Below are 15056 nucleotides of genomic sequence, written 5' to 3'. Positions count from 1 at the left end.
GCTTCGGGCGGGCCGGCGGGCCGCGGGTGGGGGGATCGTGACGACCAGGATGTTCGGCGAGCCGGTGCAACGGCGGGAGGACCCGAGGCTGCTCACCGGCCAGGGCCGCTTCCTCGACGACCTGGGCCGCGACGCGCTCGCCGCCGCGTTCGTCCGCTCACCCCACGCCCACGCCCGCGTCGGCGACATCGACGTGTCCGCCGCGCTCGACGTGCCGGGCCTGGTCGCGATCTACACCTGGGAGGATCTGCCCGAGCGGGTGGGCCGGCCGCTGCCGCTGCTGATCCCGCACCCGGCGCTCACCCATGGGCGCACGGCGTACCCGCTGGCCAGGGAGGTCGTCCGGCACGTCGGCGAGCCCGTGGTCATGGTCGTGGCCGCCGACAGGTACGCCGCCGAGGACGCCTGCGCGCTCATCGAGGTCGCCTACGAGCCGCTCAAGCCGGTCGTCGGCCTGGCCGAGGCGGTGCAGGGCGCCCAGCTCGTGCACGAGGACGTGCCGGGGAACGTGGGGGCGCACCTCGTCCAGGAGGTGCCGGGGGCCGACGGCAGGGGCGCGCGCGAGGCCGTCGAGAGCGCGCCGCACACGCTGGCCTTCCGGCTCGACATCGAGCGCAGCGCCAGCATGCCGCTGGAGGGACGCGGCGTGCACGCCCGCTGGGACGGCCGCGACCTGCGCGTCCACTCCAGCACCCAGACCTCCACCAGCGTGCGCATGGCCGTCGCCGCCACGCTCGGGCTGCCGCTGCCGCAGGTCGAGGTGATCGCCCCGGACGTCGGCGGCGGCTTCGGCGTCAAGATCGTGCACCCGTGGCCGGAGGAGATCCTGGTGCCGTGGGCCGCGATGACGCTCGGCCGCGAGATCAAGTGGACCGAGGACCGCAGGGAACATTTCATCTCCTCCGCGCACGAACGCGCCCAGATCCACCACGTACGCGTCGGCTTCGACGACGACGGCCGCGTCCTGGGCCTGGACGTGACGATCCTGCATGATCACGGCGCCTACACGCCGTACGGGATCATCGTGCCCATCGTCACGTCCACGCAGTTGCTGGGGCCGTACAAGCCGGGGGCCTACCGGGTCGAGTTCACCGCGGTCTACACCAACACCGTGCAGGTCACGCCGTACCGCGGGGCCGGTCGCCCGCAGGGCGTGTTCTGCATGGAGCGGACCATGGACAAGATCGCCCGCTACCTGGGCAAGGACCGCACCGAGGTGCGCGCGGCCAACTTCATCCGGCCCGAGGAGTTCCCCTACGACCAGGGGATGACCTTCCAGGACGGCCGCCCGCTCATCTACGACAGCGGCGACTACCCGGAGATGCTCCGCATGATCAAGGAGCTGATCGGCTGGGACTCCTTCGAGCGGCGTCCGGGCCGGGGGATCGGCATCGGCTGCTACGTCGAGGGCACGGGCGTCGGCCCGTACGAGGGCGGGCACGTGCAGATCACCTCCGACGGCCGGGTGCACGTCTCGACCGGCCTGACCTCCCAGGGGCAGGGCCACGAGACCGCCTTCGCCCAGATCGCCGCCGCCGAGCTGGGCGTGCCCATCGAACGCGTCAGCGTGGTCACCGGCGACACCCGCAGGTTCGGGTACGCGGTGGGCACCTTCGCCTCCCGCGCCGCCGTCGTCAGCGGCAACGCCATCGCCCTGGCCTGCCGGAAGGTCAAGGACAAGGCGCTGCGCATCGCGGCCGACGCCCTGGAGGCCGACCCGGCCGACCTGGAGATCGACGACGGCATGGTGCACGTCGTGGGCGCGCCGACCGCCGCGATCCCGCTCTCGACGGTGGCGGTGCTGGCCAACCCGCTGCGCTACGCCTTCGACGAGGAGACGGCCAGGGCGACCCAGTTCTCCGGCGCGGCCGACCCGGCCCGCCCGCCGGTGGCCGAGGGCGACGAGCCGGGCCTGGAGGGACGCGAGTTCTACTCGCCGATCAGGTCCACGTTCGCCTCCGGCATGCACGCGGCCGTCGTGGAGACCGATCCGGACACCGCCGAGATCAGGGTCGTCAGGTACGCCGTCGTGCACGACTGCGGCCGGCTGATCAACCCGATGATCGTGGAGGGCCAGATCCACGGGGGAGTGGCCCAGGGCATCGGCGGCGCCCTGTACGAGCGCATGGAGTACGACGTGCACGGCCAGCTCGTCAACGCCTCGTTCATGGACTTCCTCATGCCGTACGCCACCGAGATCCCCCCGATCGAGACCGCCCACCTGGAGACGCCCTCGCCGCTCAACCCGCTCGGCATCAAGGGCGCGGGCGAGGCCGGCGTGATCCCGGTGTCGGCGGTCATCGCCTCGGCGATCGAGGACGCCGAGGGCATCGAGATCGACCGTATGCCCATCTCGCCGTCGGACCTGTTCGAGCTGCGTATGCGATGATCGGCGCCATGCTCGCTCCCGGCGCCGGCCTGACCCGCTTCCCCGACGTGCCCGACGACGTGCGGACGATCGACCTGGCCTGGAACGAGATCGCGCACGTGCCCCCTCGGGTGGCCGGGCTGGCCGCGCTGGAGGAGCTGCGGCTCGACGGCAACCGGCTGCGCGAGCTGCCCGGCCTGTCCGGCCTGACCGCGCTGCGCGCCCTGCACCTCGACGGCAACGAGCTGAGCGAGGTCCCCGGCTGCCCGCCCGGCCTGGAGACCCTCTTCCTCTACGGCAACCGGATCGAGCGCCTGCCCGGCGACCTCGGCCCGCGCCTGCGCCACCTCGCGGCCGGCGGCAACCGGCTGACCTCCGTGCCCGCCGCGCTGTGGAAGCTGACCGCGCTCGAATCCCTCAACCTCGCCGAGAACGCCCTCACCGAGATCCCCGCGGCCATCGGCGGCCTGACCCGGCTGCGCATGCTCGACCTCGGCCACAACCGGCTCGCCTCGATCCCGCCCGAGGTGGGCGACCTGCCGCTCACCGACTACCTCTACCTGAGCGACAACGGCTTCACCGACGTCCCGGCCGCGCTCGGCCGCCTCGACCGGCTGGCCTACCTCAACCTCACCGACAACCGGCTGACCGGGCTCCCGGACGCGCTCGGGTCGATGGCGTCGCTGGTGGAGCTGCGCCTGTACAACAACCGGCTGGAGACGCTGCCCGAGACCGTCGGCGGGCTCGGCCGCCTGCGCGAGCTGCACCTGCAGGGCAACCGGCTGACCCGGCTGCCCGCCGCCCTCGCGGCGCTGACCGAGCTGCGCGTGCTCGACCTGCGCAACAACCACCTGAGCGAGCTGCCCGCGCTGCCGACCGGCCTGACCCATCTCGACCTGCGCAACAACCGGCTGCGCGAGCTGCCCGCCGCGGTCGCGGCGCTGACCGGCCTGCGCAAGCTCGACCTGCGCTGGAACAAGCTCTACGACGACCCGCCGGTGCTCGACCTGCTGCGCGCCCGGGGCTGCGTCGTCCTGCGCTGAGCCGGCGCCCAACCGACGCTGAACCGGGGCGGGCTAGCGTGCGTACCTCCGCACATGACGACACTTCCACGTCTGGCCGTCCTCGCGCTGCTGGCCGGGCTGGTCGCCGCCTGCTCCGGCGGCGGCTCCGGCGGCCCGGCGGCGGCCGGCCAGAACGCCCCGCGGGCGGCGGCGCCCCAGACGGTCGAGCAGCTCGCCGCCAAGGTCGGCTGCAAGCCGCGCATGCAGGTCGACGCCGCTGAGATCCGTACGGGCTACTGCCGGACCGCCGACGGCCAGTTCTTCGTCACGACGTTCGCCAGCCAGTCCGGCAAGGACGCCTGGATGGACGCCGCCCCCGAGTACAACCCGCACCTGGTCGGCAACCTGTGGACCGTGCTGTCCAGCCGCAAGGTGCTGGAGCTGCTGAAGGAGCGGCTCGGCGGCGACCTCCACCTGAAGGACCACCGCACGAACCAGATGCGCACGGTCGGCTGACGAGCCCTACGCCGCCGCCGGCATGACCCGCTTGCGGAACACCCAGTACGTCCAGCCCTGGTAGACCAGCACGAACGGCAGCGTGATCAGCCCGATCCAGCTCAGCATCGTCAGCGTGTACGGCCCCGAGGCGGCCCCCGCCAGGGTCAGCCCGGGCAGCGGCGCGACGCGCAGCTCCATGAAGACCGCCAGCGTGGCCAGCACGATGCCCGCGGCGGTCGCGCCGAACGCCCAGCCCTCCCTGCGCCGCCAGATCAGCGCCGCCGCGGCGGCCAGCGCGGCCATGGAGGCCAGGGCGGGCAGCGAGCCCAGGTTCGACAGGGCCAGCACGGCCACCGGGATGGCCACCGCCGCCGCGGCCATGGCGGCGGTCCTGGCCCGGCGGCGCACCGGGCCGGTGGTGCGCAGCGCGAGGAAGACCGCGCCGTGCAGCACGCAGAGCGTCAGCGTGAACGCGCCGCCGAGCAGGGCCGCCGGGCCGCTGTCGAACAGCACGTCGGCGAAGATCGCGCCCCACAGGAACGCCGGGAGGCCGCTGCCGATCAGGATGCCGAGGTCGCACCAGATCGGGTTGGCGACCTTGCCGCGCCATTCGAGCCCGACGCCGCGCACGATCAGGCCGACCAGGATGAGCGTGACGGGCAGGTAGAACGCGCTGAACAGGCCGGAGTACCAGGCGGGGAAAGCGGCGAACATGGCGCCGACCGCCGTGATCAGCCACACCTCGTTGCCGTCCCAGACCGGGCCGATGGTCTGCAGGCTCTGGCGCTGCTCGGCGGCGTTCCTGCTCAGGAGCGGCGCCAGCAGGCCGACGCCGAAGTCGAAGCCTTCGAGGACGAAGTACCCGGTCCAGAGGAAGGCGATGATGACGAACCACAGGTTGATCATGGTCTGGTCCCTCTAGTACATCAGCGACGGTTCGAGCGGCTGCGCCTCGGGAGCGGGCTGCCGCTCCTCGACGCCCTTGCGCACGTGCTTGGCCAGCAGGACGACCTCGGCCACGGCCAGGCCGCCGTACAGGAGTGTGAAGACGGTCAGCGAGATGGCGACCTCGGCCAGGCTCACCCCGGGCGAGACGCTCGAGGCGGTCAGCAGCTCGCCGGCGACCGTCCAGGGCTGCCGGCCGATCTCGCTCAGCAGCCAGCCCGCGATCACCGCCGCGAACGGCAGCGGCAGCGCCAGCAGCAGCGCCCGAGCCAGCCAGGACGGCACCTCGCGCCGGCGCCGGGTCAGCCAGAGTCCGAGCAGCGCGAGCCCCGCGGTGGCCATGCCGAACACGATCATCACGCGGAACGACCAGAACACGATCGTCGGGTCGGGCCGGTAGTCGCCGGGGCCGAACTGCTGCTCGAAGCGCTTCTGCAGGTCCTCGGTGCCCTGGACGGTGGCGTTGGGGTCGTTGGTGGCCAGGAAGCTGAGCACCTTGGGGATCTCGATGCCGGGCGCGAGGGAGAAGGCCGCGCCCGCGGTGTCGCGCTCCAGGCCCTCGGCCGCGGCCAGCTTCATGGGCTGCTGCTCGTACATCAGCTTGGCCGACATGTCGCCGGTGCCCGCGACGACCGCCCCCGCGATCGCCGTCATGATCAGCGCGCCGCGGGCGGCGCTGCGCCACATCGGCGCGCGCGTCCGCAGCAGCCAGTAGCCGCTCACCGCCAGCACGAACCCGCCCGCCACGATGAACGCGGCCCCGATGACGTGCGGCACCTGCGCGATCGCCGTGGAGTTGGTCACCACGGCCCACAGGTCGGTCATCCTGGCCTTGCCGTCCACGACCTCGTAGCCCACCGGGTGCTTCATCCAGGCGTTGGCCGCGAGGATGAAGTAGGCCGACAGGTTGGAGCCGATGGCGGCGGCCCAGATGCTCGCCAGGTGCGCCTTCTTCGGCAGCCGGTCCCAGCCGAAGATCCACAGGCCGAGGAACGTGGACTCCATGAAGAAGGCCAGCAGCGCCTCCATGGCCAGCGGGGCGCCGAAAACGTCACCGACGAACGTGGAGTACTCACTCCAGTTCATGCCGAACTGGAATTCCTGCACGATGCCGGTCACCACGCCCATGGCGAAGTTGATCAGGAACAGCTTCCCGAAGAACTTCGTGAGCTTGAGGTAGTGCTCCTTGCCCGTGCGGTGCCAGGCCGTCTGCAGGCCCGCGACGAAGATGCCCAGACCGATGGTCAGGGGCACGAACAAGAAGTGGTACACGGTGGTGACCCCGAACTGCCACCGTGCCAGGTCAAGCGCGTCCATCAATCCCCACCCGCTCATAGCTCTACAAGCTGTAGTACTTCTACCTGTAGTAGTACTACAGGCCGTAGAGCATCGCGATGCGACGTTGGTCACATCCCCCGGTTCTGCCTACTTTTCGAGGATCCCGTACGGGTACGTCCCGGCGCGTCACCCGCCGGGCGGACTGCGTACTACCCCGCCCGGCGGACCCCGCCCGTGGCGTCGAGGTAGGCCCGCAGGTTGCCCAGCTCGAAGCCGCGCCGCCTGATCTTGTCGATCAGCACCCGGAAGTCCGCCGCCAGGTTGGGCCGGAAGTGCAGGAGCAGGATGTCGCCCGGACGCAGGCGCTTGTCGGGCACCTGGTAGGCGATCTTGCCGCCCGGCTGGACGGTGGCGGTCCACAGCAGCACGGCCCGCACCCCGCACCGCCGGGCGGCCCGCAGCGTGTCGGTGTTGTAGCTGCCGAACGGCGGCCGGAACAACGTCGGCCGGGCCCCGATCTCCTTCCCGACCACCTGGGCCGCGCCGCAGATCTCGCGGCGCTGGCCGTCGAGGGGCAGGCGGCGCAGGTCGGGATGGGTGAGGGTGTGGTTCTCGACGGGCACGTGGACGTCGCGGAGCTGCCGGAAATATCCCCACTTGCCGGCGCCCACGTAGCGGCCGGGGCCGCCGGCCGGGTCGGGGCTGCCCTTGGCCTCGACCGCGTCGCGCATGGCGAAGGCGGTGATGGGGACGCGCCGGTCGCGTACCAGCTTGACGAAGCCGGGGTCCTGCTCCCAGCCGTCGTCGATGGTCAGGAAGACGACCTTGCGCTTGGTGGGGATCGAGCTGATCACCGGGGGCAGGCCGTTCTCGCCCCTGATCGGGCCCACCTCCCCGGCGCGCGGCAGCGCCCCGGGCGGGCCCTGCGGGGTGGGCCGGGACGCGGGGCCCCCGGTCGCGGACGGCTTCGCCGACGGCCCGGTCACGACCCCGCCGGTGTCGCCGGTGGTGCCGCCGCCGGCACACCCGGCGGCCAGCGCCACCAGCACCCCGGCGAGCACCCCGGCGAGCACGGCCGGCCCCAGCCCGCCACGCCCGGCCCCGCCCATGACCGTTCCACGCCCCCAGCACATGGAGCACCATCTTGCCAGCCCTGATCCACACGACGCGTCGCCCGACTGGCAGGTCTTGCCCTTAACCAGCCGGTCGCCGGTGCCTAGAGTGGCCGCATGAAGGTGGCGGGCAGCGCCGTGATCGGCGTACAACGAGATCGAGTGTGGGCCGCGCTCCAGGACCCGGCGGTGCTCGTGCGCACCATCCCGGGCTGCGAGCGCCTGGAGGAGACCGGGCCGGACACCTACAGGATGACGGTCAACGCGGGCGTGGCGTCCATCAAGGGCGTCTACCAGGGGGAGGTCGCGCTGGCCGAGCCGCGCGCGCCCGAGAGCTTCACGCTGCGGGCCCGCGGCCAGGGCGCGCCGGGCACGGTCGAGGCCACCGTCCTGGTCCGGCTGAGCGAGATCGACGGCGGCACCCGCGTGGACTACGACGCCGACGCGGTGATCGGCGGGATGATCGGCGGCGTCGGGCAGCGCATGCTCGGCTCGGTCGCGAAACGTACGGCGGGCGAGTTCTTCTCCGCCGTCGAGGGCCACCTCAGCGCCCCACCCCCGGCCCCGGCGGCCCCGACCGCCACCCCGGCCGGGCCGGCCGCCCCGGCGGTCTACGAACGGCCTCCCGCCCGGCACGCCGAGACCCGCCCGTGGGCGCTGCTGGCCGCCTTCGGCATGGGCGCGGCCGCCGCGCTCGCCGGAGTCGCCGTGGGCCGGCTGCTCGGCCGCGACACAAGCGGCCGGCGCGGCTGAGGGACGCGCCACGACGGCTCTCGCGGAAAAGGATCTCCGGGCGTAGCGTGGCGGTATGCGGCAGGCACACGCTGAAGACGCACGGAACGAAGCCAGGCGCATCGTACGCAACCTGCTGGGGGAGGAGCGCCCCACCGCCGAGTCCCTGGTCGCCGAGGCGCGGCCGGTGTTCGGCGACCAGCGGACCGACCGCGCGCTCGGGCTCGCGCTCGGCGCCTCCCTCACCCGCCGATCGGCCGAACTGGCCGCCATCGCCGCGCTCCTCGTCGGCATCCGCGAGCTGGGCGCCGGCTGGTGGACGCGGCCCAGGGGCGGCAAGCTGCCGCCGCCCGACGAGGTGCTGCGCACGGCCGTCGCGATCGAGCCGTGGACCGACCTGACCGCGCTGGAGATGCTGGCCGCCTGGATCGCCGACGACGCCGCCGACCAGCTCTGGGGCCGGCCCGTCGCCGCGGTCGACCTCAACTCCTGGCAGGCCGAGGACCGCTTCGAGCTGCCGCCGGGGGTCAGGCCGGGCCAGCGGCTCGTGGTGCACTTCGACGCGGGCGGCCGGCTCGACGCGGTCGTCGCCCGCCGTCCCGACGACGCGCTGGGGTCCAATCTCGACTTCCAGTCGCTGCGTTACTCCAGGCCCGCCGAGGCCCAGTGGAGCTGGGGGGTGGCCGCCGGGCTCGGGCCCCACCGGCTGCCCGGCGAGAAGCCCGACCCGTACGCCCGCGAGATCCCGGCCGCCGCCGCGGGGGTGCTGCGGGCCTGGGCCGTCCGCCACGGCGTCACCCGCGAGCAGCTGGGCGAGCGCTGGGGGACCGTCGGCGACGTGGTGGCCGCCATCGAGCGGGTCGACTGGATGTGGCGCAGCGGCGAGTGGTTCGGCTGGTGGCGCGGCGCGTCCGCCCTGGTGGACGACTCGGCCTACCTGCCGTACCGGCTGGAGGAGCTGGCCGCCGGCTGACCCGCGGCCGGTGGAATCGCCGTGCGGGCCGCGTGGTTGTCGATGGGGTGAAAATCGAGATTTTCTCCGATGTCGTGTGCCCCTGGTGTTACATCGGGCATGTCAGGTTCGCCCGCGCCGCCGAGCGTTTCCGTGCCAAGGGCGGCACGATCGAGGTGACCATGCGCCCGTTCCAGCTCAACCCCGACGCCCCCGTCGAGGGCGAGCCGCTGATCCCGGCCCTTGAGCGCAAGTTCGGGCCGGGCGCGCGGCAGATGACCGAACGTGTCCGGGCCGCCGCCGCCGATGAGGGCCTGGAGATGGACTACGAGCGGGCCGTCAGCTCCCACACCTTCGAGGCCCACCGGCTCATCGAGGTCGCCACCGCCCAGGGGCTCGGCAAGGAGATGGCCGACCGGCTGTTCCGCGCGTACTTCAGCGAGGGCGCGAACGTCGGCGACCCCGGCGTGCTGAGCCGCCTGGCCGGCGAGGTCGGCGTCCAGGACACCGGCGAGGGCGCCGAGCAGGTGCGCGAGCAGCTCGCCAGGGCCGGCGCGCTGGGGGTCAGCGGGGTGCCGCTGTTCCTGTTCGAGGGCAAGTTCGCGGTGTCGGGCGCGCAGCCCGAGGACACCTTCGCGGCGGCGATCGACGAGGTCGCCGAGCGTACCGGCCAGACGCCGATCATCCAGCTCGCCCCGCCGGCCGACGGGTGCGACGACGACGGCTACTGCGCGGTCTGAACGGCCCCGCCCGCGGCGGTGCGACAATCGGAAGGTGTCGAGCCGCCGCCTTGGTTACCTGCTCAAGCATGCCGCGCTGCGCCTGGCCGAGTTCACCGGCCCGGCGCTCGCGCCCTACGGGATCGACGGGCGGGAGCTGGCGGTGCTGTCGGTGATCGACGCCCCCGAGCCGCTGTCGCAGCAGGAGGCGGCCCAGCGGCTCGGCATCGACCGCACGACGATGGTCGCCATGGTCGACGCGCTGGAGGGCAAGAAGCTGGTGGCGCGGCGGCCGCATCCGGGCGACCGCCGCAAGAACGCGGTGGAGCTGACCGAGCGCGGCCGCGAGACCGTGCGCCTCGCGGTGCCGGCCGTGGAGGAGGCCGAGCGCGCCTTCCTGGCCGCCCTGCCGGTGGACGAGCGACGCCTGTTCCGCGGCGCCCTCGACCGGCTGGTGTGAGGCCCGCGGGTCAGGCTGGTGTGAAGCCCCCGGCTCAAGGCGCCCGGCTCAAGGCCACCGGCTCCAGGCCCCGGCTCAAGGCGCCCGGCTCAGGCCGGGGCGCCGCCCTCGCCGAGCTGGCCGGAGCGGTGGTGGCGGCGGCAGAGCACCTGGTAGCGCACCGGCGAGGCGTCGGTGTCGCCGATCACCACCTGCTCGCCCGTCCGCGCCAGCACCCCGCCCACCACGCGCGCGTTGAGCTGGCCGGGGCGTCCGCACCAGCACAACACCTCGACCTGCAGCCGGCACACCTCGTCGGCCAGCTCGAACAGCCGCTGCGCGCCGGGGAACATGACCGACCTGAAGTCGGAGGCCAGCCCGAAGGCGTAGACGTCGATGCCGTGCTCGTCCACCAGGTCGGCGAGCTGCTCGATCTGCTCGACCGTGTAGAAGCAGGCCTCGTCGCAGATCAGGTAGTCGATGCGCTCGTGCGAGGTGACCAGGCCGACGAGGTCGAGTGAGTCCTCCACCTCGATCGCCTCGAGGCCCAGCCCGATCCGGCTGGTGACCTTCGGGCCGCCGGAGCGGTCGTGCTTGGTCAGGACCAGTCCGCGCCGCCCCTGGCGGCCGTGGTTGTAGTTCATCTGGAGCGCCAGAGTGGACTTCCCGCAGTCCATGGGGCCGAAGTAGAACTTCAGTACGGCGTCCCGGGCTCCAGATGGCACGGCTGACAAGGCAGACAGTTCGGTCACAGGAGGCCAGCTTAGCGGCTTGGCTTGTTCCATGACCTCGTGGGACATTTCTCCCCTGGACTATCAGGAGGAACTGTGGTCACCGACAATCCACCGACGCTCGACGCGATGCTGACACAGGACGACGTGACGGCCGCCCAGGCCGACGCCACCCGATGGCGGTACGGTTTCCTGGTCGTCGTGGCGGGCATCGTCGCGATCCTGATCGCCTTCGGCGCCGCGGTGTTCGCCACCAAGGAGTTCGCCGCGCTGTTCGCGGGCGTGGCCGGGGTGGTGGGCACGATCATGGGCGCCTATTTCGGCGTGCAGGCGGGCCAGTCGGGGAAGGCCAGAGTCGAGGCCGAACTGGCAAAATCCCAAGAGCTGGTGGTGCGCCTGGCGGCCTACGTCGGCACCCAGAACGCGCCCCGGGTCATCGACGAAGTTCTCGGCCGTCGCCGAAGCTGAGGAGCCATGCGTAGCGTCCGAATCGGAGTGGACACCGGGGGCACGTTCACCGACGTCGTGGCGGTGGACGAGCAGACCGGTGAGATCGTCACCACCAAGACCCCCTCGACGCCCGCGAACCCGGCCGACGGGTTCGTCGCGGGCATCGGGAAGCTGGGCGAGCTCGACGTCGCCTCCATCGTCCACGGCACCACCGTCGCAACGAACCAGCTGCTCGAAGACCGCATCGCGAACCTCGGGTTCATCACCACCGAGGGCTTCGAGTTCATCCTGGAGATCGCCAGGCAGAGTGTGCCGGACGGCTACGGCAACTCCTACTTCTGGGTCAAACCGCCGCGGATCGTCCCCGTGCACCTCGTCAGGACGGTCGGCGGCCGGCTCGACCACCTCGGCAACGAGGTGCGGCCGTTCTCCGAGGAGCAGGCCGTCGAGGCGGCGCGCTGGCTCAGGTCGAAGGGGATCAACGCGGTCGGCGTGTGCTTCCTGCACTCCTACGCCAACCCCGAGCACGAGCGCCGCATGCGCGAGATCCTCTGGCGCGAGCACCCGGAGGCGGTGATCTCGCTCTCCAGCGACGTGCTGCGCGAGTACCGCGAGTACGAGCGCTCGATCACCACCCTGGTGGACGCCGCGGTCAAGCCCGCCATGCGCGGGTACATCGCCGGCCTGTCCAACCGGCTCGGCATGCCGTTCTCGGTGATGAAGTCCAACGGCGGCGTGCTGTCGGCGCGCGAGGTCGTCAACCAGCCGATCACCACCGTGTTGTCGGGCCCGGCGGCGGGCGCGCTCGGCGCGGCGCTGATCGCCTCCACGGCCGGGCATCCGTCGGTGATCACCCTCGACGGCGGCGGCACCTCGACCGACGTGGCCGTGGTGATCGACGGCGAGCCGTCGCTGACCACCGAGGGCACGATCGGCCGGTACCCGTGCAAGATCCCGATGATCGACATCGTCACGGTCGGCGCGGGCGGCGGCTCGGTGGCCTGGATCTCGCCCGAGGGCACGCTGAAGGTCGGCCCCCGCTCGGCCGGCGCCGATCCGGGGCCCCTGTGCTACGGGAAGGGCGGCTCGGAGGTCACGGTCACCGACGCGCACGTGTTCCTCGGCCGCATCCCGCCCCACCTGCTGGGCGGCGAGATCCCGCTCGACGCCGACGCCGCCCGCCAGGGCGTCGAGGCGCTGGCCGACAAGCTCGGGCTCACCCCCGAGCGCACCGCGACCGGCATCCTGGAGATCAGCGCGTTCAACCAGAGCAACGCGATCCGGCAGCTCACCGTCAAGCGCGGCCTCGACGTACGCGACTACCCGCTGGTGACGTTCGGCGGGTCGGGGCCGCTGCTGGCCTGCCGCCTGATCGACATCCTGGGCCTGCCCGCCGTCGTCGTCCCGCGCGACCCGGGCAACGTCTCGGCGTTCGGCCTGCTCACCGTCGACGTCAAGAACGACTACGTGCGCACGTACGTCACCCGCGACCTCGCGCTCAAGACCGCCGCCCAGATCTTCCAGGAGCTGGAGGGCCAGGCCGCCGAGGCGCTCGACCGCGAGGGCTTCGACGACCCGGTCTACGTGCGCAGCGCCGACCTGCGCTACTACGGGCAGGCGTTCGAGGTGCGTGTCACCGCCCCGGCGGGCCCGCTCGACGACGACTGGACGCGCACGGTGATCGACGCCTTCCACGACGCCCACGAGAAGCTGTACGGGTACGCCTACCGCGACGACCCCCGCCATGGCGTCGAATGGGTCAACCTGCGCGTCTCGGGCATCGGTCCCATCACCCGTCCGGCGATCCGGCGGCTCGACAAGCCGGGGGAGGGGGCCACCTCGGTCCGTCCGGTGCACTTCGAGGAGACCCGCGACACCCCGATCCACCAGCGGGCCGCGCTCGGGCCGGGCGCCACCGTCCAGGGCCCGGCGGTCATCGAGGAGTACGGATCGACGATCCCCGTGCACCCGGGCTTCACCGCGAAGGTGGACGAATACGGAAATGTGGAGATCCGACGTGATTGATCCGATTCTGGTGGAGATCGTCGAGGGCACGCTGGCCTCCGTCGAGCAGGAGGTCGAGACGGCCATCGCCCGTACGGCCCGCTCCCCGATGATCCGCGACGCGCACGACTTCCGCGCCGGCATCCACGACGCCCGGCTGCGCAAGCTCACCGGCCGCTCCTACAGCGCGCTCGTCCAGCCGATCGTGCGCGACTTCCCGATCGAGACGATGAAGCCCGGCGACGTCTACTTCCACAACGACGTCTACCTGTCCGAGGGCGGCATCGGCCACCTGCCCGACCTGTGCGTCACCGTGCCGGTCTTCCACGACGGGGCCGTGGTGGCGTTCGTGCAGGCGTTCGGCCACCACGACGACATCGGCGGCGCGGTGCCCGGCTCGATGCCCTCGCACGCCCGCTCGGTGTACGAGGAGGGCCTGATGATCCCGCCGATCAAGCTGTGGGACCAGGGCGTGCCGAACGAGACCGCGCTGCGCATCATGACCCGCAACTCCCGCATGCCCGACTCCCTCGCCGGCGACCTCGACGCCGAGTGCTCGGCCTGCCTCATGGGCGCCCGCCGCCTCGGCGAGCTGTTCGACCGGTACGGCAGGCAGGCCGTCGAGGAGTGCTTCGACGCGATCGTCTCCAAGACCACCGAGACCTTCCGCAGGGAACTGCTCGCCAAGATCCCCGAAGGCACGTACGTCTGGGAGGACTACGCCGAGCACGACGGCGTTGACGAGCCCCGCCTGCACGCCCAGCGCATCACGCTCACCGTCGACCACGCCGCCGACGCGCCGCTCACGATCGACTTCACCGGCACCTCGCCCCAGGCCAAGGGCCCGATCAACCACGCGGGCGACTACGCCGACGGCGTCTTCCTGAAGAAGTGGCTGGCGCCGGTGCTGCGCAACCTCGCCGACACGCCCGAGCGCATGGCCGAGCTCGACGTCAACGAGGGCGTCGTGCCGCTGATCAAGATGGTCTTCCCGGAGAAGGGCACGCTGCTCACCCCGGTCTTCCCGGCGCCCACGAACGCCCGCACGTTCGTCATCCTGCGCCTGCTCGGCGTGCTGGCCGGCGTGCTGGCCAAGGCCACCGGCGGACGCATGCCCGCCGACCAGGAAACCATCCGCTACACCGGCGTGTACGGCAGCGACGCGGGCGGCATGCCGTACCTGATGCGCGAGGTCCTGGGCGGCGGCTCGGGCGGCCGCTGGTACGCCGACGGCGAGGACACCATCCACGTCGTCCCCGACTCGCGCAACATCCCGGTCGAGTTCGCCGAGGCGCGCTGGCCGTTCCGGGTGGAGCGGCTGGGGCTGGCCTGCGACTCGGGCGGCCCCGGCATGTTCCGCGGCGGCCTGGGCTACGACAAGCACATCAGGATGCTTCGGGACGCGTCGTACATGTCGATCGCCGACCGGTCGATCCTGTCGTGCTGGGGCGTCAACGGCGGCCTGGCCGGGCGCCCGTTCCGGGTGGAGATCGCCGGCAAGGAGATGGACGGCCTGGTGGACGACCACCCCGTCCAGGCCGGCGACCTGATCCGCATCCGCACGACGGGCGGCGGCGGCTGGGGCTCCCCCTACGACCGCGACCCGAGGGCGGTGGCGGCCGACGTCCGCGACGGCAAGGTCTCGATCGCCGGCGCCCTGGGCGACTACGGCGTGGTCCTGGACGGCGACCGCATCGACGAACGCGGCACCGCCGAGCTCCGCGCCCGCCTCCGCCCGCCCGCGGACCGCTTCTTCGACCGCGGCCCCGGCTACCCGAGGCTGTCCGGCGGCAGGACGTTCGCGGAGGTGGACGAACTGTAAGG

The 15056-nt window shown here is 72.3% G+C and carries 14 protein-coding genes; 10 read left to right on the top strand and 4 right to left on the bottom strand.

Features of this window, described 5'->3' with window-relative positions; genetic code table 11:
* Positions 1-37 precede the first annotated feature (37 nt).
* From cutA to ABZ459_RS02430, 3 genes are read left to right on the top strand one after another with little or no spacing between them, the layout of a single operon-like run.
* On the top strand, positions 38-2389 hold the full coding sequence (gene cutA, locus ABZ459_RS02440) for an aerobic carbon-monoxide dehydrogenase large subunit (RefSeq protein ID WP_357964810.1): 2352 nt from the start codon (positions 38-40) through the stop codon (positions 2387-2389).
* Positions 2390-2397: 8 nt separating this feature from the next.
* A complete protein-coding gene (locus ABZ459_RS02435; protein WP_357964808.1) occupies positions 2398-3411 on the top strand; it encodes a leucine-rich repeat domain-containing protein in 1014 nt (337 codons plus the stop codon).
* A gap of 54 nt (positions 3412-3465) precedes the next feature.
* Positions 3466-3888, top strand: coding sequence for a hypothetical protein (locus ABZ459_RS02430; RefSeq protein WP_357964806.1), 423 nt, complete (start codon positions 3466-3468; stop codon positions 3886-3888).
* Positions 3889-3894: 6 nt separating this feature from the next.
* Here the strand turns inward: ABZ459_RS02430 and cydB are convergent, their stop codons facing one another.
* The 3 genes from cydB to ABZ459_RS02415 form a co-directional block, all read right to left on the bottom strand.
* On the bottom strand, positions 3895-4776 hold the full coding sequence (cydB, locus tag ABZ459_RS02425) for a cytochrome d ubiquinol oxidase subunit II (protein WP_357964804.1): 882 nt from the start codon (positions 4774-4776) through the stop codon (positions 3895-3897).
* A 12-nt stretch (positions 4777-4788) separates the two neighbouring features.
* Positions 4789-6132: a cytochrome ubiquinol oxidase subunit I gene (locus ABZ459_RS02420; protein ID WP_357964802.1), complete on the bottom strand. Its 1344-nt coding sequence runs from the start codon at positions 6130-6132 to the stop codon at positions 4789-4791.
* A gap of 170 nt (positions 6133-6302) precedes the next feature.
* Positions 6303-7226: a polysaccharide deacetylase family protein gene (locus ABZ459_RS02415; protein ID WP_357964800.1), complete on the bottom strand. Its 924-nt coding sequence runs from the start codon at positions 7224-7226 to the stop codon at positions 6303-6305.
* Positions 7227-7322: 96 nt separating this feature from the next.
* On the opposite strand from ABZ459_RS02415, the gene ABZ459_RS02410 reads away from it, so the two are divergent.
* The 4 genes from ABZ459_RS02410 to ABZ459_RS02395 are packed head-to-tail and all read left to right on the top strand — an operon-like array spanning position 7323 to position 10068.
* A complete protein-coding gene (locus ABZ459_RS02410) occupies positions 7323-7958 on the top strand; it encodes a carbon monoxide dehydrogenase subunit G (protein WP_357964798.1) in 636 nt (211 codons plus the stop codon).
* A 55-nt stretch (positions 7959-8013) separates the two neighbouring features.
* Positions 8014-8910 (top strand): hypothetical protein, encoded by an 897-nt coding sequence (locus ABZ459_RS02405; RefSeq protein ID WP_357964796.1) that lies wholly within the window; start codon positions 8014-8016, stop codon positions 8908-8910.
* 47 nt (positions 8911-8957) lie between these two features.
* Positions 8958-9629 (top strand): DsbA family oxidoreductase, encoded by a 672-nt coding sequence (locus ABZ459_RS02400; protein ID WP_357964794.1) that lies wholly within the window; start codon positions 8958-8960, stop codon positions 9627-9629.
* 34 nt (positions 9630-9663) lie between these two features.
* On the top strand, positions 9664-10068 hold the full coding sequence (locus tag ABZ459_RS02395) for a MarR family transcriptional regulator (protein ID WP_357964792.1): 405 nt from the start codon (positions 9664-9666) through the stop codon (positions 10066-10068).
* Positions 10069-10157: 89 nt separating this feature from the next.
* On the opposite strand, the gene ABZ459_RS02390 is transcribed toward ABZ459_RS02395, so the two are convergent.
* The gene (locus tag ABZ459_RS02390; protein WP_352322400.1) at positions 10158-10772 is read right to left on the bottom strand and encodes a thymidine kinase; all 615 of its coding nucleotides are present in this window, start codon (positions 10770-10772) and stop codon (positions 10158-10160) included.
* A gap of 135 nt (positions 10773-10907) precedes the next feature.
* Here ABZ459_RS02390 and ABZ459_RS02385 point away from each other — a divergent pair, with 135 nt between their 5' ends.
* Genes ABZ459_RS02385 through ABZ459_RS02375 form a run of 3 tightly spaced genes read left to right on the top strand, consistent with a single transcriptional unit; the run spans position 10908 to position 15054 of the window.
* Positions 10908-11246 (top strand): hypothetical protein, encoded by a 339-nt coding sequence (locus tag ABZ459_RS02385; RefSeq protein ID WP_352363898.1) that lies wholly within the window; start codon positions 10908-10910, stop codon positions 11244-11246.
* A gap of 6 nt (positions 11247-11252) precedes the next feature.
* On the top strand, positions 11253-13253 hold the full coding sequence (locus ABZ459_RS02380; protein WP_357964790.1) for a hydantoinase/oxoprolinase family protein: 2001 nt from the start codon (positions 11253-11255) through the stop codon (positions 13251-13253).
* On the top strand, positions 13246-15054 hold the full coding sequence (locus ABZ459_RS02375; protein WP_357964788.1) for a hydantoinase B/oxoprolinase family protein: 1809 nt from the start codon (positions 13246-13248) through the stop codon (positions 15052-15054). Before ABZ459_RS02380 ends, ABZ459_RS02375 begins: the two co-directional genes overlap by 8 nt.
* The last annotated feature ends 2 nt before the right edge of the window (positions 15055-15056 follow it).

It is taken from the genome of Nonomuraea sp. NPDC005692, from assembly GCF_040631115.1.
Classification (GTDB): domain Bacteria; phylum Actinomycetota; class Actinomycetes; order Streptosporangiales; family Streptosporangiaceae; genus Nonomuraea.
The sequence above is the reverse complement of the archived record's forward strand: the minus strand, read 5'-3'. Positions and strand labels throughout refer to the sequence as shown.